The 25177-nt window shown below is 39.7% G+C and carries 22 protein-coding genes; 10 read left to right on the top strand and 12 right to left on the bottom strand.

Going from position 1 to position 25177, the window contains the following annotated elements:
• Nucleotides 1-74: 74 nt before the first annotated feature.
• Entirely contained in the window at nt 75-488 is a 414-nt protein-coding gene (gene fos / locus ACPEH5_RS01925) for a fosfomycin resistance glutathione transferase (RefSeq protein WP_042844077.1), read from the bottom strand.
• Between the two features lie 454 nt (nt 489-942).
• Between fos and ACPEH5_RS01920 the strand changes: the two genes are divergently transcribed.
• A complete protein-coding gene (locus ACPEH5_RS01920) occupies nt 943-1647 on the top strand; it encodes a MarC family NAAT transporter (protein WP_042844079.1) in 705 nt (234 codons plus the stop codon).
• On the opposite strand, the gene ACPEH5_RS01915 is transcribed toward ACPEH5_RS01920, so the two are convergent.
• Nucleotides 1641-2300: a transglycosylase SLT domain-containing protein gene (locus ACPEH5_RS01915; protein WP_042844080.1), complete on the bottom strand. Its 660-nt coding sequence runs from the start codon at nt 2298-2300 to the stop codon at nt 1641-1643. The genes ACPEH5_RS01920 and ACPEH5_RS01915 overlap by 7 nt on opposite strands.
• 284 nt (nt 2301-2584) lie before the next feature.
• Between ACPEH5_RS01915 and ACPEH5_RS01910 the strand changes: the two genes are divergently transcribed.
• The 5 genes from ACPEH5_RS01910 (at nt 2585) to ACPEH5_RS01890 (ending at nt 7366) form a co-directional block, all read left to right on the top strand.
• The gene (locus ACPEH5_RS01910; RefSeq protein ID WP_071548016.1) at nt 2585-3496 is read left to right on the top strand and encodes a metal ABC transporter substrate-binding protein; all 912 of its coding nucleotides are present in this window, start codon (nt 2585-2587) and stop codon (nt 3494-3496) included.
• A 1-nt stretch (nt 3497) separates the two neighbouring features.
• Nucleotides 3498-4388: a manganese/iron ABC transporter ATP-binding protein gene (locus ACPEH5_RS01905; protein WP_042844082.1), complete on the top strand. Its 891-nt coding sequence runs from the start codon at nt 3498-3500 to the stop codon at nt 4386-4388.
• Entirely contained in the window at nt 4385-5275 is an 891-nt protein-coding gene (locus tag ACPEH5_RS01900) for a metal ABC transporter permease (protein WP_042844083.1), read from the top strand. The genes ACPEH5_RS01905 and ACPEH5_RS01900 overlap by 4 nt, the downstream gene beginning before the upstream one ends.
• Complete coding sequence (locus ACPEH5_RS01895) at nt 5268-6134, top strand: metal ABC transporter permease (protein ID WP_042844084.1); 867 nt, start codon at nt 5268-5270, stop codon at nt 6132-6134. Before ACPEH5_RS01900 ends, ACPEH5_RS01895 begins: the two co-directional genes overlap by 8 nt.
• 362 nt (nt 6135-6496) lie before the next feature.
• On the top strand, nt 6497-7366 hold the full coding sequence (locus tag ACPEH5_RS01890; protein ID WP_042844086.1) for a fructosamine kinase family protein: 870 nt from the start codon (nt 6497-6499) through the stop codon (nt 7364-7366).
• A gap of 151 nt (nt 7367-7517) precedes the next feature.
• On the opposite strand, the gene ACPEH5_RS01885 is transcribed toward ACPEH5_RS01890, so the two are convergent.
• Nucleotides 7518-8057 carry a YniB family protein gene (locus tag ACPEH5_RS01885; RefSeq protein ID WP_042844087.1) on the bottom strand — a complete coding sequence of 180 codons (540 nt, stop codon included), beginning with the start codon at nt 8055-8057 and terminating at the stop codon, nt 7518-7520.
• 282 nt (nt 8058-8339) lie between these two features.
• Between ACPEH5_RS01885 and hxpB the strand changes: the two genes are divergently transcribed.
• The 4 genes from hxpB (at nt 8340) to ACPEH5_RS01865 (ending at nt 12143) form a co-directional block, all read left to right on the top strand.
• A complete protein-coding gene (gene hxpB / locus ACPEH5_RS01880) occupies nt 8340-9005 on the top strand; it encodes a hexitol phosphatase HxpB (RefSeq protein WP_042844088.1) in 666 nt (221 codons plus the stop codon).
• Nucleotides 9006-9196: 191 nt separating this feature from the next.
• Nucleotides 9197-9772: a metal-dependent hydrolase gene (locus ACPEH5_RS01875; RefSeq protein ID WP_166687177.1), complete on the top strand. Its 576-nt coding sequence runs from the start codon at nt 9197-9199 to the stop codon at nt 9770-9772.
• Between the two features lie 181 nt (nt 9773-9953).
• Nucleotides 9954-11345, top strand: coding sequence for an L-cystine transporter (locus ACPEH5_RS01870; protein WP_042844090.1), 1392 nt, complete (start codon nt 9954-9956; stop codon nt 11343-11345).
• A gap of 519 nt (nt 11346-11864) precedes the next feature.
• Nucleotides 11865-12143: a DinI-like family protein gene (locus tag ACPEH5_RS01865; RefSeq protein ID WP_281110928.1), complete on the top strand. Its 279-nt coding sequence runs from the start codon at nt 11865-11867 to the stop codon at nt 12141-12143.
• Between the two features lie 48 nt (nt 12144-12191).
• Here the strand turns inward: ACPEH5_RS01865 and ACPEH5_RS01860 are convergent, their stop codons facing one another.
• The 9 genes from ACPEH5_RS01860 to ACPEH5_RS01820 all read right to left on the bottom strand — a co-directional run bounded on the left by ACPEH5_RS01860 (nt 12192) and on the right by ACPEH5_RS01820 (nt 24951).
• Nucleotides 12192-12923, bottom strand: a complete 732-nt coding sequence (locus ACPEH5_RS01860; RefSeq protein WP_281110929.1) for a carbonic anhydrase — start codon at nt 12921-12923, stop codon at nt 12192-12194.
• 160 nt (nt 12924-13083) lie between these two features.
• A complete protein-coding gene (locus ACPEH5_RS01855) occupies nt 13084-14538 on the bottom strand; it encodes a hypothetical protein (RefSeq protein WP_281110930.1) in 1455 nt (484 codons plus the stop codon).
• Between the two features lie 78 nt (nt 14539-14616).
• Nucleotides 14617-15639, bottom strand: a complete 1023-nt coding sequence (locus ACPEH5_RS01850) for a DUF6453 family protein (protein WP_281110931.1) — start codon at nt 15637-15639, stop codon at nt 14617-14619.
• A complete protein-coding gene (locus ACPEH5_RS01845; RefSeq protein ID WP_281110932.1) occupies nt 15636-19319 on the bottom strand; it encodes a phage tail tip protein J-related protein in 3684 nt (1227 codons plus the stop codon). The genes ACPEH5_RS01850 and ACPEH5_RS01845 overlap by 4 nt, the downstream gene beginning before the upstream one ends.
• Nucleotides 19319-19717, bottom strand: a complete 399-nt coding sequence (locus tag ACPEH5_RS01840; protein ID WP_281110933.1) for a DUF6950 family protein — start codon at nt 19715-19717, stop codon at nt 19319-19321. The genes ACPEH5_RS01845 and ACPEH5_RS01840 overlap by 1 nt, the downstream gene beginning before the upstream one ends.
• 61 nt (nt 19718-19778) lie before the next feature.
• Nucleotides 19779-20420 (bottom strand): hypothetical protein, encoded by a 642-nt coding sequence (locus ACPEH5_RS01835; protein WP_281110935.1) that lies wholly within the window; start codon nt 20418-20420, stop codon nt 19779-19781.
• Nucleotides 20421-20432: 12 nt separating this feature from the next.
• Nucleotides 20433-21014, bottom strand: a complete 582-nt coding sequence (locus tag ACPEH5_RS01830) for a hypothetical protein (protein WP_210831430.1) — start codon at nt 21012-21014, stop codon at nt 20433-20435.
• On the bottom strand, nt 21014-21607 hold the full coding sequence (locus tag ACPEH5_RS01825; RefSeq protein ID WP_281110936.1) for a hypothetical protein: 594 nt from the start codon (nt 21605-21607) through the stop codon (nt 21014-21016). Before ACPEH5_RS01825 ends, ACPEH5_RS01830 begins: the two co-directional genes overlap by 1 nt.
• Nucleotides 21608-21609: 2 nt before the next feature.
• On the bottom strand, nt 21610-24951 hold the full coding sequence (locus tag ACPEH5_RS01820) for a phage tail tape measure protein (protein WP_210831428.1): 3342 nt from the start codon (nt 24949-24951) through the stop codon (nt 21610-21612).
• Nucleotides 24952-25177 lie beyond the last annotated feature (226 nt).

Below are 25177 nucleotides of genomic sequence, written 5' to 3'. Positions count from 1 at the left end.
AAATAGGATATATCACTCTACGTAAAGCTATTTTTAAAATTAAAAATCATTTGTAAAGAAATTCTCAGGCTTATTTAATAAAATTTCATACCCTCATAAGGGGCTTCTTGGCAGCTTTTTAAACGTTGCAATAAGCCACCCACATGCAGTTCTAATTTGTGCCCATCAGGGTCAAGAAAATAAAATGATTTCCCCTCACTCTTATTTTCTTTCCAAACAATGACATTAGCCTGTTTTAGTTTGGCAACACAGATAGGAAAATCTGCCTCACTAACTGTAAAAGCATAATGAGTGTAATCTGTTTCGGTATGTGAAAAAGATAAGCGTGTTTTATCTAACGATAAACATAACCATAAATCCCCACAGGAGATATACGCTCCATTTTTCCAACTTGCATGTAGCTTCATACCAAGTAATGATTGATAAAAGAAGATGCTTTTCTCAACATCAGTCACTGCAATGGTTAAATGGTTAATTCCAACTAACATACTATTTTTCATCCTATATGAACGCTAAACGATTTCTTTTAATGAATTTACATAAACTACCAGTAAATAACATTGTAACCGTTACAATCTATAACACATCAACATTAAGACAACCTGTTAATAGATGCCCTTAACCTTTTTATGACCCCCATAAAAAGGTTTTTTTTTGCCTATTATAATTGAATACTTTTAGCTCATCCACATATGTCTATGTTATTGATAAAGTTAATTGAGTTATTCACAAAGGAAACTGAGGGTTATCCACAGTTAATGTGAACAACTTTTTCGTCCCAGTACTCATTTGTAGTTTACATAAATTCTTAATCGTATTTTGTTTTAATATTAAAACATTAATCTAGGTAGATATGCTAAGGTACAGATCTATAACAAATTTTGTTATCATCTAAGATAAGGGTACTCATCTATCTAAACTGGGAGCTTGTATTTAATCACTATGACAAATTTCCTCGAGCTATTTCAAGCTGTTGGTATTGGCCTTGTTTTATTGCTTCCACTCGCTAACCCTTTAACAGCGATTGCGGTCATGCTCAGTATTTCCGCAAATATGACCAAAGAGCAACGTGATCACCAATCGTTACTCGCTTCTATTTATGTATTCGCAATTATGACTATAGCCTTTTATGCAGGCCAATTAGTGATGAATACATTTGGTATATCAATACCTGGGCTTCGTATTGCAGGTGGGTTAATTGTTGCATTTATTGGTTTTGGTATGTTATTTCCCAGTAATGATTCAGGAGAAGACCAAACAGCAGCAGCTCTTGATGACCCTAATGTCCCTAAAAAACGCCAAGAGTCACCCAGTATTGCCTTTGTTCCATTAGCAATGCCAAGTACTGCGGGGCCAGGTACTATTGCGATGATCATCAGCTCAACGGCCTCATTGCAAGGGAATGTCAGCTTTGCTCCTTGGGTATTAAAAGTAGCGCCAGTACTCACCTTTTTAATTGCGAGTCTAATCGTGTGGATTGGTTTGAGAGGTGCGACATCAATTATGCGATGGTTAGGAAATAGCGGTATTGATGCAATAGCCCGTGTAATGGGTTTCTTATTAATCTGTATGGGAGTGCAATTTGTTATCAACGGTATTGTTGAGATTGTCGCGCAACTCCCACACTTATTGAAGGAATATCAGTAAGACATCGCTAATGCATTGTATGCATTTTTAACTTTCCACAAATAGCGCGGAGCTTGTGGTGCGGGATGCTTAGTTTGAACGTGTTGATAAAACTCTTCAGGTGATAAACTATTAATCATAGCTATTGCCCTACTTTTATCATTATCAAACGTTCTTAATAGTGCCCCTGCGCCATTCACATAAGCCACAACTGTTGCGTAATATAACGTTTGCGGGTGGCTAATACCTGCAAGCTGCTGCTCCCTCAAAATTCGAATATATGCAGTGCCTATATCAATATTTTTTCGAGGGTCTTTTAAATCGCTAGAACTAGGTTCACCGGACTTTCCTTGATAACGATAAGCGTCTCTCCCCGCAGTTGATGCTTTAATTTGCATCAAACCAATCGCATTTGATTTGCTTACAACTTCCGGCCTGAAATTCGACTCTACCTCAATGATGGCCCTAATTAAAGTTTCATCAATACTGTAGCGGGCTGCTGAGTCCCGAATAAATTCATCAAAAGGAGTGCGAGGGAATACACCATTTTGTGTCGTCGCTGGCAAGGTGTTAGGGTTATCCAACATTCGTTGCTTCGCCACTGGTCTATCTGGTTCACTAGAACAACCAGCAAGTAGCAGTAACAGAATAGCCCCGCTAATCATTTTCTTCACTATTATAATCCTCTGCTACTTAAGCCGATGGAAGAATAACTAATCCTAGGAAAAATAAAATTATTTTTACTTAACTTTTACTTCAGGACGTGTTTTAGTCATACAAAATAACAATAAAAACCAGCATTTCATAATGGGTATGTATGTTATTCCACAATATTTGTGTTTATTTACTCAAACGATATTGATTATCATTATCAGTTGAGTTATAAAATGTAATTGTTATAAACCTTAACAACTATATGCTAGAAAACGCTAAACCAATAATGTCAGGGTCAATTTTTATGAAGAAGAATTTATCTCGTTTATCTGCACCTCTAATAACAACCTTATTTGTGCTAACAGCAATTATATTTGCTAGCCAACCCGCCTTTGCGAAAAAGTTTAAAGTTGTTACTACTTTTACAATTATTCAAGACATAGCACAAAATGTAGCTGGTGATGCCGCAATTGTCGAGTCAATAACCAAACCGGGTGCTGAAATTCACGGATATCAGCCAACCCCTAAAGACATAATGAAAGCCTACGATGCGGATTTAATCCTATGGAATGGTATGAATTTAGAAGTTTGGTTCCAACGTTTCTTTGAAAACTTCAAAAATGTCCCTGCTGTCGTGGTAACCGAAGGGATTGAACCCATGCCAATCCGTGAGGGTGAATATAAAGATAACCCGAACCCTCATGCATGGATGTCACCCGCTAACGCTAAAATATATATAGAAAATATCCGTGAAGCCTTAGTGAAATATGATCCTGAAAATGCTGAAGTATATAATGCAAATGCCAAAAAATATGCGGCGCAAATTGCAGCACTTGACGCTCCGCTTCGCGAACGTTTAAACCGTATCCCAGAAAACGAACGTTGGTTGGTGTCAAGTGAAGGGGCATTTAGCTATTTAACTAAAGATTATGGCTTTAAAGAGGTTTATTTGTGGCCGATTAATGCTGAAGAGCAAGGTTCTCCACAGCAAGTTAAAAAAGTCATTGATACTGTACGCAAATATAAGATCCCTGTCGTATTTAGCGAAAGTACGATTTCTGATAAGCCAGCTCGTCAGGTCAGTAAAGAAACAGGGGCAAAATATGGCGGTGTATTATATGTAGACTCATTATCCACTGCTGATGGTCCTGTACCCACTTATATTGACCTGTTAAATACGACTGTAGACACGATAGCGAAAGGATTTTCACAGTAATATGAATCACTCTAATCAATTCGAACACCCGAATCTTATCGTCGATGATGCAACTGTAACCTATAACAATGGCCATACAGCTATCTATGACGCAAGCTTCAATATCTCAGGTGGCTCTATTTGTGCTCTCGTTGGCGTAAATGGGAGTGGTAAATCGACGCTGTTTAAAACGATTATGGGGCTAGTCACCCCATCTTCTGGCAGTGTAATGTTAAACGAACAACCCATCAAAGCTGCCTTAAAAGAAAACGTCATTGCTTATGTTCCACAAACAGAAGAAGTTGACTGGAATTTTCCCGTTTTAGTTTCAGATGTTGTGATGATGGGGCGTTACGGAAAAATGGGTTTTTTCCGTATTCCCAAACAAGCAGATAAAGATGCCGTAAAAATGGCGCTAGATAGAGTTGACCTTACAGGGCTTGAGCATCGTCAGATAGGCGAACTCTCCGGTGGTCAAAAGAAACGGGTTTTTCTCGCTCGGGCTCTCGCACAAGAAGGTAAAGTTCTATTACTTGATGAACCGTTTACCGGTGTTGATGTTAAAACAGAAAATGCCATTATCGACCTATTACGCAGTTTGCGGGATGAAGGGCACCTGATTTTAGTTTCAACCCATAATTTAGGGAGTGTTCCTGAATTTTGTGATCATGTGATTTTAATTAATCGCACTGTATTGGCGAGTGGTCCGACCGAAACCACATTTACACAACGAAATTTACAACAAGCCTTTGGTGGGGTCTTGCGCCATATCAACTTGTCAGGTCAAGAACTTCATGACGACGATGACCCGCGTTCTGTTACTGTTATTACCGATGATGAAAGAGCTGCTGTCTTCTATGGTCATGACCATGATGCGCCAGTTCGAAAAAATCAAACTAAGGGTTCCGAATGATTGAAATGTTATTACAGCCCTTTCAATATGACTTTATGGTAAAAGCCATTTGGGTAAGCGCCATTGTCGGTGCAGTCTGTGCTTTTTTATCTGCATATTTGATGTTAAAGGGCTGGTCATTAATGGGAGACGCACTTTCCCACTCCGTTGTTCCAGGCGTGGCTGGTGCTTATGCGTTAGGTTTACCTTATGCTGCGGGGGCTTTCTTTACTGGTATCCTTGCGGCACTTGCCATGACATTAATAAAACATTTAACGCGGTTACGTGAAGATGCTGTCATAGGCTTTATTTTTTCCACATTTTTCGCTGCAGGTTTATTGATTGTTTCTTTAAATCCGACTTCAGTAAATGTGCAAAGTATTATTTTCGGTAATATTTTAGGCATTGCTGATGCTGATGTCTTACAAGTAGAAATTATTATCGGTGTTTCATTCATCGTTTTACTATGTCTATGGAAAGATTTATTAGCCGTCTTCTTCGATGAAAGCCATGCTCGTTCTATTGGGTTAAACCCGTTACGTCTGAAAATTATTTTCTTCACGTTATTAAGTGCTTGTACGGTCGCAGCATTACAAACTGTTGGCGCTATATTAGTTATTGCCATGGTAGTTACCCCAGGAGCAACCGCATATTTATTAACTGATCAGTTTAAGCGCTTACTTATAATTTCAGTTACCATTGGCACAGTCACGAGCGCAGTTGGTGCTTATATCAGCTATTTCCTTAATGGTGCTACTGGTGGTCTTATCGTCACATTACAAACCATTATTTTCCTGCTGGCATTCTTCTTTGCACCTAAACACGGTATTTTTGCTTCACGCCGTAAGGCAAGGAAAGAAGTCGCCCAGCTCCACCAATCACACCAACAAGGAGCATCTCATGAGTGATTTTATTGACGTATTGATGGCTCCGTTTGCATTTCCATTTATGCAAAAAGCACTCGTTACCGCAATAGTCACTGGGACCGTCTGTGCTATTCTCTCGTGTTTTTTGGTGTTAAAGGGCTGGTCACTAATGGGGGATGCTATTTCCCATGCTGTTTTGCCGGGTATTATTATCGCTTCAGTATTAGGTATCCCTCTCGCTATTGGGGCATTTGCTTCGGGTTTATTCTGTGCTGTTGCAACAGGTTATTTAAAAGAAAATAGCCGAATAAAAGAAGATACGGTTATGGGGATCGTTTTCTCAGGTATGTTTGCCATTGGTTTGGTTATGTTTGCCAAAATCGATACTGAGCAGCACCTCACACATATTCTTTTTGGTGATATTTTAGGGATAACCAATAGTGAGTTTAAACAGATTTTACTGTTTGCCGGAATCACCATCGCAATTATTTTACTGAAGCGTAAAGACTTTATGCTTTATTGCTTTGATCCAAACCAAGCCCGTGTGATTGGCCTACCCGTCAAGCTGATTCATTATGGTTTACTGTCTTTACTTGCATTAACCATTGTCGCTTCACTGCAAGCTGTTGGGATCATACTGGTTATTGCCATGCTGATCTCACCGGGAATTATTGCGTTTGTTCTGTGTCGGAGCTTCGGGAAAATGCTCGTTGTCGCGATTATCGCTTCGGTAACATCAAGTGTGATAGGAACTATTCTAAGCTTCCATATCAACGCTACCACTGGGCCAACAATTGTAGTGACTCAAGCAGTTTATTTTGTAATTGCTCTGTTATATAGCAAATTAGTGTTAGCTCGAAAAAGAAACCAAACTAACCCTCAAAGTATGCATACCGCATAATGCATTGAGAGAAAAAATAAAAGCTGAACCGCTGTATGATAAGTTCAGCTTTTTCCTTTCTGAATAAAGATAACATACAAACACTTTGGCATACTGATATCCCTCCTCTTTTATTGATAAAATTATTAACTAACAACACTATTAAAATGGTTAATTATTTTCTCCAGCAGACCTCGGGGTTAATTAATAAAAAACAAGTAAACCGAACCGCCTCTGCAATAACCTAGATTTAGGTTTTATACCTGATAATTATTCAGTTTTTTCGTGATACCCTCTTATTTTTAAACAATTATCACTGTTAATTCCTAAATTATCACTATAGTATTGTATTAATGAATACCAAAGCAGAGGCGAGGTGAGTCATGTGGCAAGCAATGTGTCGTTTATTAAGTGAACACTTAGGTGAGGCAGAGCTACGTAACAAAGTCATTCTCTCTGGTGGTGATATTCACCATACGCTACGAATTGACTACGGCGACCATACCGTGTTTATTAAGCAAAATCGGCGTGAATTTTTACCTTTGTTCAAGCAAGAAGCCGAACAACTTGAAATGCTCGCTAAAAGCCAAACCATAACTGTACCAAAGGTTTATGGTGTAGGTAGTAACAAACACCACAGCTTTCTTCTTCTCGAATATTTTCCTCTTAAACCCTTTGATAGCACCAACGCTTGGCACTTTGGTCAACAATTAGCAAGGTTACATCAATGGGAAGAGCAACCCAGCTATGGGTTTGATTTTGATACCATGCTAAGCACTGTGGTTCAGCCCAATGGTTGGGAAAAGCGCTGGAATTCATTCTTTGCAGAAAAGCGGATTGGCTTACAATTACAACTTGCCTCAGAAAAAGGGATGGTTTTTGCCGATATTCAGCAAATTGTCGATATTGTTAAACACAAGCTAGCAGGTCACCAACCCCAACCCTCTCTTTTACACGGCGATTTATGGCCTGCTAACTGCTCTATCACCCATCAAATTGATGGCGTACTTTATGACCCAGCATGTTATTGGGGAGATAGAGAATGTGATATTGCTATGCTCCCACTATATAAAGAATTACCAATACAAATTATTGATGGCTACCAAAGCGTTTGGCCACTTCCAAATGGTTTTTTAGATAGGCAACCCATTTACCAGTTGTATTATTTAATCAATCAAGCCCATATTTTTGGTAATGAACAAAGTTATCAATTAGCACGTACTATTGTAGATAACCTACTCAACGAAAAATAACTTTTTAGCAACTCTAATCACAAAGTATCAACCAGCCAAATAAGTTGCGTTATGAATTAGCGGTAAATACTGATATCTCGGGGAGCATACCTAAGTATGTGCCCCGAGTCGCTAAACACAGCCAACACTCTCATAACGTAAAATTTGAAAATCACCAGTTCAAGAAACGTAATAGAAAATACAAGGCAATTCCTAAAACAATAGGCCAAAAATAAAGAATAAAAAATTGTGTAAAAATAGTGTGCCGTGGAATAGTCACTTTTGCTTCGAGTTCTTCTTTGGAAATTTCTAACCCTTTCGCTTTTTCTATAATCACGTGGTCTTCTAAGCTTTCGCGAATAAATTTAATTTGCCGGTACATACGTAAACCTGAAGCACTAAGCGCTAGCCCAACAAAAATAAAGATAAAAATAATGATAAAACCAATATTGCTACCTGAAAAGCCATTCGCGACTTGAGGCACTGGTGAGTTATTCCAAAAGAAATTTAAAAACGGTGTCGTTTGACGTACCATTTCAGCCATTAATTTAATAAAGTCATTGGCAACCGCATTAATACCTTCACCTGCAAGCCCTTTCATGCCAGCAAGTTTAATTAAAGACGCTAACGTCGAAATTAATGCTACCAGAAAAACAACCCACCCAAAAATACGTTTGCCGATCGCGACATAATTGGCATTGTGGTAATTCATTACTGCTTTTCCTCAGAGTTATTATTCTTGATAAACTTTCATGGCTAATAATAGCTGAAATAATGAAATGCCTCCAAATTTCAATTCATTATTGATAGTAATAATTCGACTTTCAGAATGTTCAACATACTAACATCCTGGGTTCAAGGCGATTTATCGCGCAGAATGCCTAATTATCTTGCCATAAAGCTGATAATACTGATGTCAATTAATACGAATATTAGCCCTTTGCTGGTACTATAGTTGGCTCGTTAATTAATACGACCTGAATGGAGTTTTGATATGTACCATAACCTTCCCATCCAATCGGTTATTTTTGATATGGATGGTTTATTGATCGACTCGGAACCTTTCTGGGCACAGGCTGAACTTGAAGTTTTTTCACAACTTGGTGTCGACGTTTCAATTGCAGATACCCTGCCTGATACACTGGGTTTACGTATTGACCATGTGGTTGAACTTTGGTACCACGCTTCCCCTTGGCAAGGATGTAGCCAAGAAGAAGCCAAACAACGAATTATTGACCGAGTTGTTGGCTTAGTTGAAGAAACTCGCCCCATTTTGCCAGGCGTACAACATGCGATGGAACTTTGCCGCTCGATGGATCTAAAAATAGCCCTCGCTTCGGCTTCCCCCCTGTACATGTTAGAAAAAGTGTTAAACTTACTGGATATTCGTGACTACTTTTCTGCCGTCGTTTCCGCAGCGGATTTACCGATGAGTAAACCACACCCAGAAGTTTACCTTAAAGCAGCCTCTGAATTATCAACTAAACCAATTAATTGTGTTTCATTGGAAGACTCTTTTAACGGTATGATTTCTGCGAAGGCTGCAAGAATGCGCTCTATTGTTGTGCCTGATAGCCAGCATTTTAATGACCCTCGCTTTGGCTTAGCCGATATCAAGCTCACCTCTTTGAATGAGTTAAAGGCTGAGCATTTACGTTAAGAATCAGTATGTTGATTAATTATCACTCACCCCTGCCTACTTAGGTAGGGGATTTGCTTAAAAATATAAAATCCTTTCCTTATTTGCTAATAAATAAGAGTTTTTTTACCTTTCTGCCTCTATCATATTCTTTTCAAACACTTTATACTGCCAATTAACTGTATAGATAAACAGATGGTATTTTATCCACCATGACTGCTGAAGGGCATCTGCTTTTTTCCGTCGCCTCTTTAATAATGGCCCATAAACTTCAACTCACCCCTGAGCTTGCTCAAGGTGATTGGCTACACATGGTTCCGGGTGCATTATTAGGCGCGTTATTACCCGATATTGACCACCCTTCATCTCTTCCCGGCAGGTTGCTACGCATTTTTTCATTACCAATTTCTAAACTCTGCGGTCACCGGGGTTTTACTCATAGCTTAGTTGCATGGTTACTAGTAATGGCAGCTTGTTATCAATGGATGCCAATAGAATGGCAAGTGCCAAATGACCTTATTCAAGCCTTTTTATTAGGTTACCTCAGCCACCTAATCGCCGATATGCTTACACCTTCTGGTGTACCGTTTTTATGGCCATTACCTCAACGTTTTTGTTTTCCCATTATTCGAGGGAAAAATAGCAAACGAACAGAGCGTTTTATTGCTGTTATTTTGACGGTTTGTGCCTGTTTTTTGCCTATTGGATACCAACTGGATTTTTATAGCCAAATTGAGAATGTGATAAAATACATTCATTATCAGTTAGATACTCACTTTGCTATCTAAATTAAAGTTTTGTCATATACTGTAAGTATGAATAATACTATCTTATTACCATTTGATATAAGAAAAGTGCTTTTTCTATTGATAACATATAACCAGTTGTTTGAAGCAACTAAATCCTTATAACCATTAAGGATTAAAGGGCAAGTAACATACCTTATAAAAATATGATTTGGAGTTCGGAATGAATATTCCTCTAATTATTAATGTGCTCGGCTTTGTAGCACTGCTAATACTGTTGGCAAAACTGGGAGCTAAAGGCTGGAGCCTATCTAAAAAAGTGTTAGTAGGTCTGGTTTTTGGTGTCGCCTATGGCGTTATACTGCACCTAGTTTATGGCAGTGGTCATCAAACGGTAAAAGACTCCATTCTATGGTTTAATATTGTTGGTAATGGTTATGTTCAGCTATTACAAATGGTAATTATGCCATTAGTGTTTGCTTCAATTTTAAGCGCAGTAGCAAGGCTACATAAAGCGTCATCACTGGGTAAAATTAGTTTTTTAACCATTGGTACATTGTTGTTTACCACGGCTATTGCCGCATTAGTTGGTATTTTAATTGCTAACGTATTTGGTTTGACTGCTGAAGGCCTAGTCCAAGGTCAGTCAGAAACAGCTCGTCTATCCGCTATTGAAAGTAACTACATTGGTAAAGTCTCTGACTTAACTGTACCTCAGTTAATCTTATCCTTTATCCCTAAAAACCCATTCGCAGATTTAACCGGTGCTAATCCAACATCGATAATCAGTGTCGTTATCTTTGCTGCCTTTTTAGGGGTAGCCGCTTTACAACTGTTTAAAGATGACAAAGAGCGCGGTGAAAAAGCATTAGCAGCAATTGATGTATTACAAGCATGGGCGATGAAGTTAGTTCGCTTAGTGATGCGTTTAACCCCTTATGGTGTTATGGCGCTAATGATTAAAGTGGTTGCGAGTTCGAATCTTCACGACATTATTAACTTGGGTACTTTCGTTGTCGCATCCTATGTGGCACTTGCCATCATGTTTGTTGTACACGGTATATTGGTTACCTCTACCGGCTTAAACCCAATTAAATTCTTTAAGAAGGCAGGCCCTGTATTAACATTTGCATTTACGAGCCGTTCGAGCGCAGCAAGTATTCCATTAAATATTGAAACACAAACTCGTCGTTTCGGTATTCCTGAATCTATTGCCAGTTTCTCTGCCTCTTTTGGGGCAACCATTGGTCAAAATGGTTGTGCCGGTATTTACCCTGCTATGTTAGCCGTCATGGTGGCACCAACAATGGGGATTAACCCATTTGATCCCCTCTGGATCGCAACGTTAGTTGGTATTGTCACAATCAGTTCAGCGGGGGTTGCTGGTGTCGGTGGTGGCGCAACATTCGCAGCATTAATTGTGTTGCCAGCAATGGGGCTACCCGTCACTTTAGTCGCACTATTAATCTCTGTTGAACCATTAATTGATATGGGTCGTACCGCATTAAACGTCAGTGGTTCAATGACCGCCGGTACGGTGACGAGCCAACTTATGGGAGAAACGGATAAAACCGTATTTAACCAAGACGATGATGGCGAATTAAAACATGTCTAGTTTTTAAACATTCATCGATACAAAAACCTGCTTATAAGCAGGTTTTTTATTGCTGTAAATTTATGATTAATCACATTAACCCTGCATTTAATAATAAAACACGGGCTTTTATACTGAAAATCATTGCCATCAACTAACATAACATTAGATAATAAAATCTGAGCAACGTTTTCTTGAGCTTCCTGCTTGTGTTGCGTCATCCCATTTTCTATGGGAATTCTATCAACATTTATTTGTGGTTTTTAATATGACTAATGTTCACAGCATGAAAAGTAATGCAACCGATTAATATTAAAGAAATAAATAATCAAAATGCGTCCAAATTAACGCTTTCAAGTGATTCGTTTAACTATATGATAGATCAAGATTATTTAAATAGTTTTGGGGAACTACTTTTAACCTCCTGTTGAGTCTGATTAATAAAATTTCTTGATTTACACTCCACAATTACTGTATATAATTACAGTTGCATTTTGCTGTATATAAAACCAGTTCGTTTAATCTAAGAGGGAGTGTTTTATGGTGACCATCAAGATCCGCTTTAATAGCAATAAAAAAGGTAAATTACCGACAGGTACTTTTGAAGCATTAAGAAATGAGATTACCAAAAGATTAAGCACCAAATACCCCGATCTCAATATCGATATAAACTGGAGCACTCAAGATAATGTGTCTATTGACGGTCTTGGGAAGAATGAGAAGAAAACGTATATTGAAGAAACACTGGAAGAGATATTTATCGATGGTGATTGGCTTCCTGAAACCCAAGAAGCCGAAGTGGAATATTTTGATAAGTGATCTATGTGCGCCAACTACCCGAGCTGGCGCTTTATACCGAAATTTATATCAGTTCACAATTAGCCTACCATGTAATGGCTGAACTGGTCGATTATTTGAATGCTCTAGAGCTTGTTGAAATTGCTTTATTTGTTCTTTTGATGCACTTATAGGCTGCTTCATGACTAACCATACTACACCTTCAGTGCACGGTGGAGTGGTTAATGAACCACTAAAACGGTAATAGCTTTTATCTTCCGGATAAAGAGCTGTTAAGTCGATACTTTTACCTAACTCTTTTTCCTGATTTTTTTCTTTTGGTATATTACTCAATACTTGCTCTATCGCTGGGTTAGCATCACCTTCCTCTAACATGATTGCTAGTACTGAAACTCCCCCATCATTTTTAGAATGAACAAAATGCAGCTCCAGTGGATATTGTTTACCTTTTATTTCATTTTCGCTTGGGCTATGAAAGTGAAATTGTTTTAATTGGTAAGTTGCCCCATCAATGGAAAAATCGTCATCATCATTAACATTGATTTGTATTGAATGCCCATTGTTGATAATTTTTTGTGCGTGCGTATGTATATTTATAGCTAATGGCTTTAAATTTCCATCAATAACGTTATCAATATTAATTGGTGATTGATTAAATCCACTTTCACAAACTTTAAATTCGTCACTCAATTTCCCCCAATTTTCCGGTGCGCCGCTACCTTCGTATGTCCATAATGAATTAGCTTGTGATGAAAAAACGAAAGCAGCCAAAATACATAATATTATTTTATTGTAACTCATGTGATAATAACTCAAGTTTTTAATATGGACTTTAAAATTACACCTTTATTCAGATAAATAGCATTAGGATTTATCTCATTATTTTAGACGAAAGCATGCTCTATCTAAAATAAAGCATGCTATATCCCATCATAATCAAAATATCACTCAAAAAATCAACCTAAATCTCTAAATCCATTTCCGCTTCTTCTTCCGCTAATCGCTCTGCTTCTAGCTTAGCGAGTCTCTCAGCTTCAGCTTGCTTTTGATTGTAGGGTGAGTTAGATGGCATTTCGACACGCATGTCTATCCAGCGCGATTCAGGTACGTCACAAGGTTCGTAGTTTTCGAAGTAAACAGGCACGCCTTCTTCATCAAAGTGCTTAATGCGCTTGTTCTGGAAACGTTCTGGCATATCTGCGTTCTGTTGGTGGAAAACAAAAACTTCAATGTCACCATCTGGTCTCACCTCGTAATCAATGAGAACCATGTTTTTACCGTTATGGTCTTGAGGAATGACAAAGCCGTTATTGATACCCCATGCACCATCTGCATTAAAGCCTACAACGCCTTTAATGAGGTAATGGCCAACACCAAGGTGCTCCATTTCAACACCTTCAGATTCGTCATTTAACTCAATGTCATCAGCAAAGAGCTTAACTATCGGTGATGCGGCTTTTAAGTTGCCGTTTGAATCTTTAGTTGTATTTCCTGTTGAGTAAAACTCAACCCAATCAGACATCACTGTATTCGAAGTTGGTGACTTCAAGAACAGCCTTGTATTCCAGTCTGGGGAGTGTAGAATTTTCGTTGACACCTGCGGATCACGACCAAAGAATATACCACCACCGTATTGGCTTGGGGCTCCTATTGAGCCTGAATTATGATAGAAAAAACCAAATTGGCGTTTTTTTGCAACGGTAAAATCATTTTCGCTCATACCGTCATTAACTGAGCTTCCCCCCAAACCAAAATCACCAGCTCTAATTACTCTAACACCATTAAATATAAGATCTTTATTATCTGTAAGCATTAAAATTGAACTGGCTGCTTGGTTTGCCATAGACATAGTTTTGTCTTTTCCACCAAAGCCTACATATCCCATATTGTCGCTTTCATTTACATCTTTAAATCGTAAATATATGCCAGAATTGCTATCTGTCTTTCTTAATACTAGCACCTCACCTTTACCTGAAATTGACCCACCCGATTTATCAAACTTCTTATCCAACTGCTTATCCATTTCTTTTGTTGTGCGTAGCTGTTGGGTTGTTTGGTCTGGCAATGTAACAGTGATAATGCCTTGTTCGGTCATCCAACGCGTTAATATGTCGCTGAACTGTACATTCGCACCATTCATCGACACAATCTTATTCATGGCATCTGAAACAGAATGAACCATCGTCGTGAGAATGACGTACTTTGCTCCTGTTGCTGCGGCTGGTATTGGGAAATTTAACGTGAGTTCAGTATCTGATTGAATCGACTGAATACTGTTGTTGTGAACCGTGGTGCCAATTTGAATTTGAATTGCTTGCTCTGCTGAAACACGATTAATATTGTTGAGCCATTTGGTTCCAGTACCGACTAATTTAGTACTGTTTGCTGTTGTTGTGACTGTGCCTGTACTGTACATATGATTGATTCTCCGAAATTTAGATACAAAAAAAACCGCAATTAAGCGGCTTAATTTGTGCTTGATGTTTTTTAGAAACTAAAAGTAATCATTAAAATCAATGCAGTATGAACTGGAGTACACTATTTTATTGTACTCTCTATTTGCATACCCTTTATAAAAATCAGATGTATACATTCTTGATGCAATAAGTTTGTTTCCTTCAACCCTAAAGCCTGATAAGTAGCAATTTATAGTTGCACCTTCATTCTCTAGCCATGTATTAGGCATATCCATTGAAAACATAGGCCTTTCAAAAGAACTTACCGCCGTATTGTTGCTTGTGCTTATTGTGTTCCCATTATTAAAAAATGGAATATAATCTGAGTTGAAAACTACTTTGCCCTGTTTATTCCAAATCGTTAACCCATCAGTTGGCTGTAGATTTAAACCGTATGAAAAAACAACAACATATACCCAGCCTGCCCCCCAAGTCATAATCCTGTTGTTGGGCCGGTCATAGCGAAGTACTTGATTTGTGCTTTCCGGTCGCAGGAAAACTAATGCAGAACTACGATTGGGGATATCCGCCGGTAAACTCCAGTACCCTCGGTTACTACTGACATCGATATGGATTTTTTTACGATATACGCAATACGCAACTTCATTTTCTTGAGTAATACTTCTAAAGTTATCTATTGCAGACGAAACACCAGCATTCAAGAAAAGCCCATAAGAGTCGGGTGGGTTATCTTTAAGCGTTCCATATAAAAAGAAATGAGAATAACCATCACTTCCGGGCAAATATCCTTGGTCTCGAGAATAATGACTGTATTCACATCGAAATGTATCGCCATCAATCCAATATCTGCCTATTTTCAGCATTTGTACAGATCCATAAGCCCAGAAATGTGTTAGCGCAGTAGGTACTATTACAACATTATACTTCTCCATTCCGGGGACTTTTTCATACTTCCTATGATCATACCATTCGTTCTTATTCGCCCCCTTCCACGGCCACACTTTTATATGCGCTAAAAAAGTTAATGGGTATCTGTCTTTTGTAATCTCCACATACTTTCCACCATCTTTAGGATTAATAAATAACCCCATATCACTCATGGTCTCCTCCCAACTTTAACCGCCCATCGCCCTGACTGGTCATAAATCATCAGCCCAGTTGCATCTAAAATGACACGCCCAGCATCGCCGCTCACTTTAAAATCGCCGTAAACTTCCAATTTATTAAACTCTGCGCTACCTGTTTCCGCGTCAAGCCTATAGCCTGATTTACCTTTTTCATATTTCTTAGAGCGAATTTCCATACCGATCAGTAATTTTTCAATGTAGGCTTTATTGATAAAAGCTTCATTCATAAATACTTGACCATTTTCAACAAAGAAAACAGGTTCTAGCTTTCCACTCGACGGATTGAAAATACCGAAGGTGTCTGCACTGAAACCTATTTGCGTAACGACTTTGCCATTTTTAACACTAGCCCCAACTAACATAGCAGCATCATAGGATTGGCCGTTGTACATCACCGCAGCTTTAAATGAAATGATAGAAGATGCATTTCCTTGGTGATCGACTTCTACTTTTGACATTTTTTCAATCGCTGCATGAGTTTCATCAAATTGAGCATCAAGACGCTCTATCGACTGCGCAAATGCATGATTGTTATCAGCAACAACTTTATCAATGCGAGTGATTGATGCTTTAGCGCGTAAAAGCTCTGTGCCTTGCACGTTTTGCTGTGCCGTTAACTGCCCGATAGCTTCTACTTGTGCTAATTCTTCATTGCTCATCGTCTGTTCGATATGATTGATTGATGCCTCATTATCTTCAAAGCGTGACTCTGATTGTTGTTTTACTTCTGTGAGTGTTTTATCAGTTTCAGCAATAGCCGTTGTATTTTTCGTAACCGCTGCACTGATGTTTGATAGTTCCCCCTTGTTTTTATCAATTTCATCTTTGTTAGCATTAATATCTTTGCCAAGCTCTGCTCGAACTTGTTCTGTGCGCTCAGATTGAGCCTTGTCTTTCTCAGCAATCGATTTACGCACATCAACAAATTCAGCTTCTGACTGCTCACGCTGCACTTTTACGTTCTCAGCTAATTCGGCTGTCGCTTGCTCATTTGTTGCTGTTGCCGTTGCAAGTCGGGTGACTTCGGATTTTGTTTTCAATAACTCTGAATTAGTTTCATTCACTTGTGCATTGGTTTGCATCAGTGCTTCAGAGAAAGAAAACTCAAGATTAGTGATAGTTTGATTGATATTAGTGATATAACCCGTCATTTCACCGAACTGCGCGGTTGTTGACTGCTCAAACTTCGCTTGCGCTTGTTTTAAATCAGCCGTTGCCGTTTCGACAGTAGTGACACGGCCTTTGATGTTGCCGACTTCTTTGTTTGTTTCACCTAGATCTGCTTTGACTTGACTGATTTGCTGTGCTGTCGCTTTCTCATAAGTCGCCTGAGCATCTTTAATATTCAGAATTTCAGATGCATTAAAGTCGACTTTTGCTGTGATTTGCTCTTGCCAGCGTGCCGCGGCTTCTCTGTCAGTGACCTGTACTTGCTCAATGCGGAATATCTCAGCTCTGCGATCTGCAACTTCTTCTTTTAAGCTAAAGTGAACTTCAGTCGTAAACTTTGTGTTCATCATTACAGCTTCGTTAACAGCTTCTATCTCGCGATCAATGCTGATAACTTTTTGCTTGAAGTCGTCATTGTCGATTTGTAAGTCGGATAGATTGTCTTTGTTGAAGTCAATTTGCTTTTGTAGCTCTTGCCCGGCTTCAGTGCTGAGGAAGTTGTTCCCTATCTCATCAAGCATATCTTGCGGTGTTCCGCTGGCTTGTCCTGCCGCTTCAACAAATTGAGATTTTCCATAGCTGTTAACTGTTCGAACATAAAACCAATAATCAGTGCCGGCTTTTAAATTCTCCTTAGTCCAGAATTGACCCTGACCTTGTCGGTTGGCTTTAGTTGTCACTTCGGTGTCATTCGTGCTTGCCAGTTTTTTGTCGCTGAACCAGAATTCGAACGTATAGCCGTGTTGCGCAGTTTCGCCACCGTGCGGAATACAAGTCAGAGAGAACATGCCGCCAACCATTTCAACGCTAACGGGTTTAGGTGGAGCCTGAATATCAAAATCAACAATCGCAGGGGCGGACATCGCGCCAGCAGCATTAATTGAGCGAACCTCCGCACGATATGAGCCGCGCACAAGGCCCGATAAATCAACTCTATCTTGAGGCACTTGGATTGACTGAATAACTTTGCCACTTTCAATAATGTTTACTGTGTTATAGCGAACATCTGCAGCCGCTGATTGCCAACTCAAATAACCCTGAACAGCTTCACCGATATTGGTGGCCACAAAAGCAAGGTTAAGCGGAGGAGCCACGCCGCCAGTGGGTAAAACAGTGAATGGAGGCCGAACAAAAGGCTTACCTATAATGTCTTCATAAATATAAGCGCCATCCTCCTCGAGGAGAACATCAACGCCCTCTTGCGGGTGAAATTTCCACTCAGCCACACGACACTCAAAGTTCTGTATGCCAATATGTGGTAAGTTCAGCAAGCAAACATCCCCTGGTCGATACGCATAACCATCCATGTCCATTTTTAATTGAATGCGACGACCTGCGCGTTTTTTGCGTAGATAGAGATTGGCTAGTCGTGCTGCTTGGTATGGGCTAGTGACAAAGCGATAGTCTATATTTTCTTTAATCTCTAACCCGTCCTCCTCAACCCACTCATCAATAATAATGGGCTCAAAGTCAGTTTTAACATATTGCTGCTCTGCATCGACAAAGGTACCGTAAATCGCATTAGTTGCATCACGTAGCGCAAGTTCAGGTGTGATGTTAACGGTGTCGATGATTTGATTAGGTTCAATGCGTAATACTGCGGGGCCATTGTATGCTTGCATCAGAATGCCGTGCTTACCTGCAACATAAGTGGGCTCTGCGGCAATGCAGCGGTGCATATGATCAAGTAGTGATGATGGTGATTCAGAAAGCTCATAAGCGCCATTGATAGTATAGCGGGGTTCCGTATTCCCTTCTGGGGTTACAACTGGTTCATAGCTTAAATCTGCTGCCGTTTTAAATTCATCAAAATTTAGTTCTAAATCAGGCACATTGAGATAACTGCGATAGTAATCAAGCGCAATCAATACTCCGTTGTCAGTCCAAGCATCTTTACCAATGCGCGGATCGAAAACCTCTTTGCCCCACATTTCAACTTTGACATTAGGCACACCATAAGGGAATTTTTCCGCATCGTATTTCAGTGTTAACCGCAACCACGCTAAATTTTCGCCGATCATGTCATCTTTCCATGATGGCGCATGCTTCAATAAATATGGGTCACTTGTGGTGCGCCCATTATGAAACTCGTAACTGACCTTGTCGCCAAAGGTTTCTATCAAATCATCATTTAACCAAATGCGACCAATTTTATGAATTGGATGGGCGGCTAGTGCAATGGCCATAAATAAACGTTCGCCATCTGTTTGGTCGCCTTTTTCTTCTTCTGCAAAAAATAATAGGCCCGAACACACGGTTTTTCCCACAATAATCGTTTCTGGCGCAACCGCTGAACGTAGCATTTGCTTGCGTTCAGATTGGTCCCGATAGCGCATTGATGGCATTTTTTCTTGGAAAATAAACGTGCTAGCCGCCTGAACCGCAATACCAGCCACAATTAAAGCGGTACCTAACCCGCCTGTTGCCATAACACCCGCAATCATTAAACCAGCGGAGACGATATTAGAGACAACTTTACCCATTACTCAACTCTCCACGCTTTAATAGGTTTTTGATTAACTGGTCGCGCGCCATTCTCAGTGACAGCCCATATTTTATTAGCCCACAGCACACCAAGGGTTTTGCCGTCGTCACCATCAAACATAACAAGGTCACCACGTATCGCTTTATCGGGTTCTATTTCTTGAAAGAAACCCGAGAGGCCAGTTTCCAGATCTCCGAACTCAGATTTTAAAACTCGCATAGCCCCTGATTTGGTTTTGTATCTGCCTCGAGCCTTTTCTGCGATATCGACACCACACACTGCAATAGCGCAATCAGCAGCAAACAAGCAGCAATCATGCTCACCCCAAACAAACGGTTTTTGCATAGCTTGGCGCAAGGTTTCAGGAAGTTGAGTTGTCCAATTTGGGTGTCGCATTTGCTGATCTCCGGGCATAAAAAAACCCGCCGAAGCGGGTTTGAGTGTTAGCAATTTATATTTAATTAAAACTCAATGATTTTTGTATATGCGTCTGATTCTTTTCATCATAAGTTACCACTGTTATATAATTATCCCGAACCAAAGCGCCAAAACTATTTTGAGCATCAAAATAGCCATTTATCTGGAAAGAACATAATCCAGCACTTGTAATTGAAACTTCCGAATAATGGGGGAATTTGGCGGTAGATGGGGATTTTAATTTAGACTTTATCATTTGCTGTGATGCCAAATACGCCATTTCTTCATTATTACAATAATCAATATCACTACTGCTCTCTGAACCAAAAAACATTTTCAATACAAAGAAAAAAAGAAGTGCGCCAGCAGCAATTATAGTGATATGCATCAATATGTTGCTTTCCTCTTTTTTATTCTCCATTACTGTGTTATCAACTGAACCTTCCTCAACTTTTTTCCTTGTTGCATTCGATAAATTATTCAGATTCACATGATAAATTGGGTCAGCATCTGTTTTTTCACGGCTATAAATGAGTATATTATTATCTTCCATCTCCTCTAAAATCATGCAAGCACAGTTATATCCCACACCAAGTTTTTCAATCAGATCTCTTGCTGTAATACTGCTCTGTCTGGATAATAATCTAAGTGTTCGATTATAAGATTCTTCATATGTTAGCATTGAGTCCATCCGTTACTTGTAGATAAAAGTTGGCGCATCCTTCTTACTCCCCCAGTAAATCGCGCGTTCTGCCATTTGGGCAACATAACGAAATATCCTATCACCCTTGTGCCTTTTAACCCAAGATTCATCGGTAAATCTATCAGGTAAACCATTTGACCACCGCTCAAAACGATTCGATACAGTAACAGAAACCTCATTTAATTTTCCAGTAGACACGCCAATATTAGAAATTTGCCCTGCAAAAATAATTTCAGCTAAACTTGGTTTGCCATCTTTATCCAGTGCTATCAGCATGATACTGACATTCCTGCCGCGGCTACGCTCATTCATGACATCCGCGACTAATAAAGAATCAAAGCCAGAAAGAGAAAGGATTAATTGTTGCGGGCTGGTTGAGTTATTTTCTGTTACCGGCTCAATCTTACCTAAAGAGCCCACACCTTGGTACACCTCACCCGCTATAATTAAATTACCGATTCCTGTATGCGCCCTTGTCGTGCCTGATTTTAATTCTAGCATTGCTGCAATAACTAACTCGGCCCCATTATTTATCGCATTAACCATATCGTTCGAAAAAGGGTGGTATAACATTAATACAAAGCCTCCTTCAGATTTATCGTTACACTTGAGAAAACTCCGGGGCGATATTGAAAACTCCCTTGATCATTACTCGTCAATTTAAAAATGCCGTAAGGCCTGACGGTTTCTATTTTTTCATTAACAGCTGGTGATCTCCGAAGAATAGGTGAAATTGGAATAACAGCACCACCACTTTTATCACTAATCACATTGTCAGTGATCATTTTCAATTCATTGCTTACTGTAATGTAATCGCCTTTTCGTAATACGATAGAATTTGCAAGCCACCCCTTTGTTTGCAATATAGCTCCGGTTTGATTAGCTACGCTCACAGTGGGCTCCCCTTTGTTTAATAAACCAGGTCTAACCCAATTACTTATTTTTACTCGACCACTTTCTCCATCAAGTTGAGCCATTAGCACCTCCAATTCTCTAGAGGTATTTTCCGTTAAGTTATTAAAAGTTAAAGTGCACCGCCAGTGGCTTCCGGGGAAACGCACCGTTTGTTCACTTCCCGTAAATACAGAAGTAAAAGTTTGACTATTACTGAATAGTTGCCAACTCATCGTTGAAGGTGCGACGTTTTCTGGCCATGTTAGCACCATACTTATCTCCCAAGCGTTTTTCTGATATTTCCATTAGATTGAAAGTCACGCTGAATTCTTGCAATAGCATCATCAGAACCTTGCTTAGCACCTGACCTGGCCGCTTGCTGCATAGCCTCTAGCAAAGCCTGATCCCCATTACCTGAAACCTGTATATTTTGATATATTTCAACCTTATTCATTTGGCTATTATCTATGGAATTACTCCCTGCTCTTTTCCCTGCGGCTTTAAATTCACTAGCACCAAAACTAGCATTATTCACTGTTCTCTCTATTCCGTTTCGCCTTATAGACTCAAGGTTTTCCACGCCAATACTTTTGGTTGCCCATGCATCGAATACATATTCTTTGCCATGAACAACCCCAGATATTTCATTGACTCCCTTATCACCGGTATACCCACCACGACTATATCCTTTCCAGCTTGTCGGCATTCCCATCGCGCCTGTTCCTGAAGCGGAACCACTAGCACCAACTGATGCACCTGACACAGCTCCACCAGCTAGTCCCCCCATCAAACCTGTTAAAGCATTCGTTATCATTGCTTGCATTGCAATTCTGACAAGGTCTTGAATAATAGACTGTGCTAAGGATGCAGATATATCTTGAAGGGATTCCGAAAATGATTTTGAGCCTGTTATCATCCCTGTGAGAGAATTTCCCATTCGCTGCTCAATAGATTCAAATAAATTTATTTGCATCCGTTGCCAATTGCCTTGAGCAGCATAAAGCTCTTTACTAGCTTGAAGTTGAGCTTCTTTAGAGCGGGTGCTGGCCGCAGTCATTAATTGCTCATAACGCTCTTTGCTAACAATCCCATTTTGATAAAAAGCTTCGTACAGAGCTCTTTGTTCTTCCAGTTGATTTTTTAACTGAACAACAGGATCGATTTCGCCAAGAATGCTAATATTCGGTAAAGCAATACCCCTCGCTTGCTCTGAAAGTCGATTCTTCGTTGAATCTTGTTCCAAACGCATTTTGGCGTGATGATATTCTTTATCCGTTAATAATCGAGCATCCAATAAAGACTTTAATTCCTTATTGGTATCTTGCTCATTTCTAATAAGTGCTCGGGTTGGTGAATATTTCTCAGCCAATTCGGCTCGTTGCTTCATATGGTTTTCTGCGTTAAGGGTTTTTAATCGCTCAAATTCCCCTTGTTTCATTCCACCAGCTTTATAGCTTTCTTGAAGCTTTCTGAGAGTTTCCGTTTCACTTAATGAAATTTTCTCTAGGCTTACAGCATGCTCCGCTTCGATTTGTCGGCGTAATTGCTGATATTGATTTAACTGCTTTGCCCCTGAAGTCCCTTTTGGTGGTAACTCCTTTGTCCCTGTGGTTCCTTCTCCATCAGGTTCGGGCGGCTTATTCTCTCCTGTTATTTTCCCTGAAATAATAGCTTGACGCGTTTTAAGCCGCTCATTGGCTATTTCTAATCCCTTGTTAAAATCTTCTATTTGGCTTAACAATGAATTTTTTTGCTTCTGAGCCTCATCAGGGTCTTCATACATAAACCCTAACATCCCTTTACTTCTATTTCTTAGTGATGCAATTTTTGTATCGGAGTACCCTTCCAGTTGACGTTGAGCAATTGCTCTTTGTTCAGTGAGATTTTTTATATCATCTTGAATATCATCAATTTGAACGGAAATTTTTACTTTTGATAATTTCATCAATTCTGCAGTGGTTTCAACAACTGCATCTTTTAGACTCAGGGCGCTTTGCCGAGCTTCAATTGATTTATTATGGAAATAATATAATGCAGAACCAGCCAACATGATTGCACCAACAGGTCCACCCATGGCTGCATATGCCCCCCTGAGTGCAGTTGATGTCCCTGCCAAGGCTCGCTGGCTATAAGATAGCCGATTTGTCGCCGATTCTAATTCTCTTGTGTATTTTATTTTTTGGTTGGTAGCTTCAATTTCAAGGCGAGTTAACTTATCTCGCTCTCGTCCACGGTTAAGAGTTTGCATATCAAACTCTTTCATTTTCCTATCATGGTCTGTCAACTTTTCCCCTTGAAGGGCAAGGTACTTTAACTGCTCATTAGCATCGGCTATCCCTTTTAAGGCCGTATCTCTCATCTGTACGGATGCCGCCCTTGATGCTTTTTGTATGTCATACCACGCGGTGGTTTGGTCTTGCAGCCCCTTAGAAAGTCGCCCCCCAAGCAATGGAATAAGCCCATAAGCCGCTACATCCACTACCGTATTTAAATTTCCAGCCAGTGCATTTACTGCATCTGTAGTTGTATTAATCCCTGCTCGCAGTGGTCCAGATGACATTTGCCCGACTTTTATTGCCATACCTTCAAACGCTGATGATAAGCCAAGTAAGTCACCATTAAGATTATTGGTTCTTTCTTTAGCCTGCTCATAAGCCGTATCTGTTCCAGTTAATGCCTGAGTTAACTCTTTAACTTTCTTGGCATTCTGTGAAAGGATCATGGCAGTGTTTACATTTTCAAGACCAAATAATTTTGTTAGTGCCGTTGTTGAATAATTCTTTTTACCTAGATTTTCTAATGCACCGCCAAGACCAACAACCGAGGGTTTAAGGGTTTTATCCGTACTCGCTTCTAGCTTCAAGATCATGTTTCTAAGTGCGGTACCAGCATCTGCCCCTTTGACCTCACGCTCCGCAAGTGTTTGGATTGCCGCATTTAATTCCTCAAAGCTCATTTTGGCATTCGCAGCTGCTACACCACTTTTCTTAATTGCTTCAGATGTTTCATTAACTTCTGAAGAACCATACTTTGCACCGGCTGCTAACACATTAATATAGCGATCTGTATCTGCAACAGACGCACCAAACTGGTTTAAAGACAATGCTAAGGTCCTTGTTGCATCTGGCAAGGTTGTCCCTGATGCCTGTGCTAAAATTAACGCACTTTTGGTGACATCAATTAACCCTGTGCTTGTTTTCATTAAATCTGGCTTAGCTGAAGCCATTAATTTAATAGCCTCAGCACCCTGCATCGCTGAAAATTGTGTAGTGCGGCCCATCTCCTGTGCAGCTTCATCAAATAGCACCATTTGTTCTTTTGTGGCACCAGTTATTGATGCTAAATCAGATAAAGACTGGCTATATTGGCGGGTTGTGTTGATGATTGCGCCTAACGATAAGCCTGTTCCAGAAATAAGTGCCAATTTCCCAGCTACGCTATTTATTGATTTTGATAGCGATGCAAATGATTCTTCTGATTTTTTATTATCAGCACTAACTTTACGTGAAAATCGCTCTGATTCACTGCCTGCATGTCGGTAAGCATCTGCTATTTGTGTTCTAAAGCTAACATCATTGAGCAGTAACCCGACTTTCAGATCAGCTAAATTTGACATGTATTACCTCAGCATTTTCATGACGGCCGAGCACTGTTCATCTATTGATGATGATGCAGGCGTTTGAGTTTCTAATGATTTATTGTTGGTTTGAATGGTTGATTTAAGTTCGAAGTGAGCCTGCCACCCCAATAATGTGGCAGCAGGCAAGGCTAAAACGCGATAAGGATCTATTTCGCCTAGTTGCTCAGAAAGCTCATAAGCGAAACTTAATAACGGTGTATCC

The sequence above is a fragment of the Providencia sp. NPDC089933 genome, assembly GCF_049545585.1.
Taxonomy (GTDB): Bacteria; Pseudomonadota; Gammaproteobacteria; order Enterobacterales; family Enterobacteriaceae; genus Providencia; species Providencia huashanensis.
This window is presented reverse-complemented; position numbering and strand designations above follow the sequence as displayed.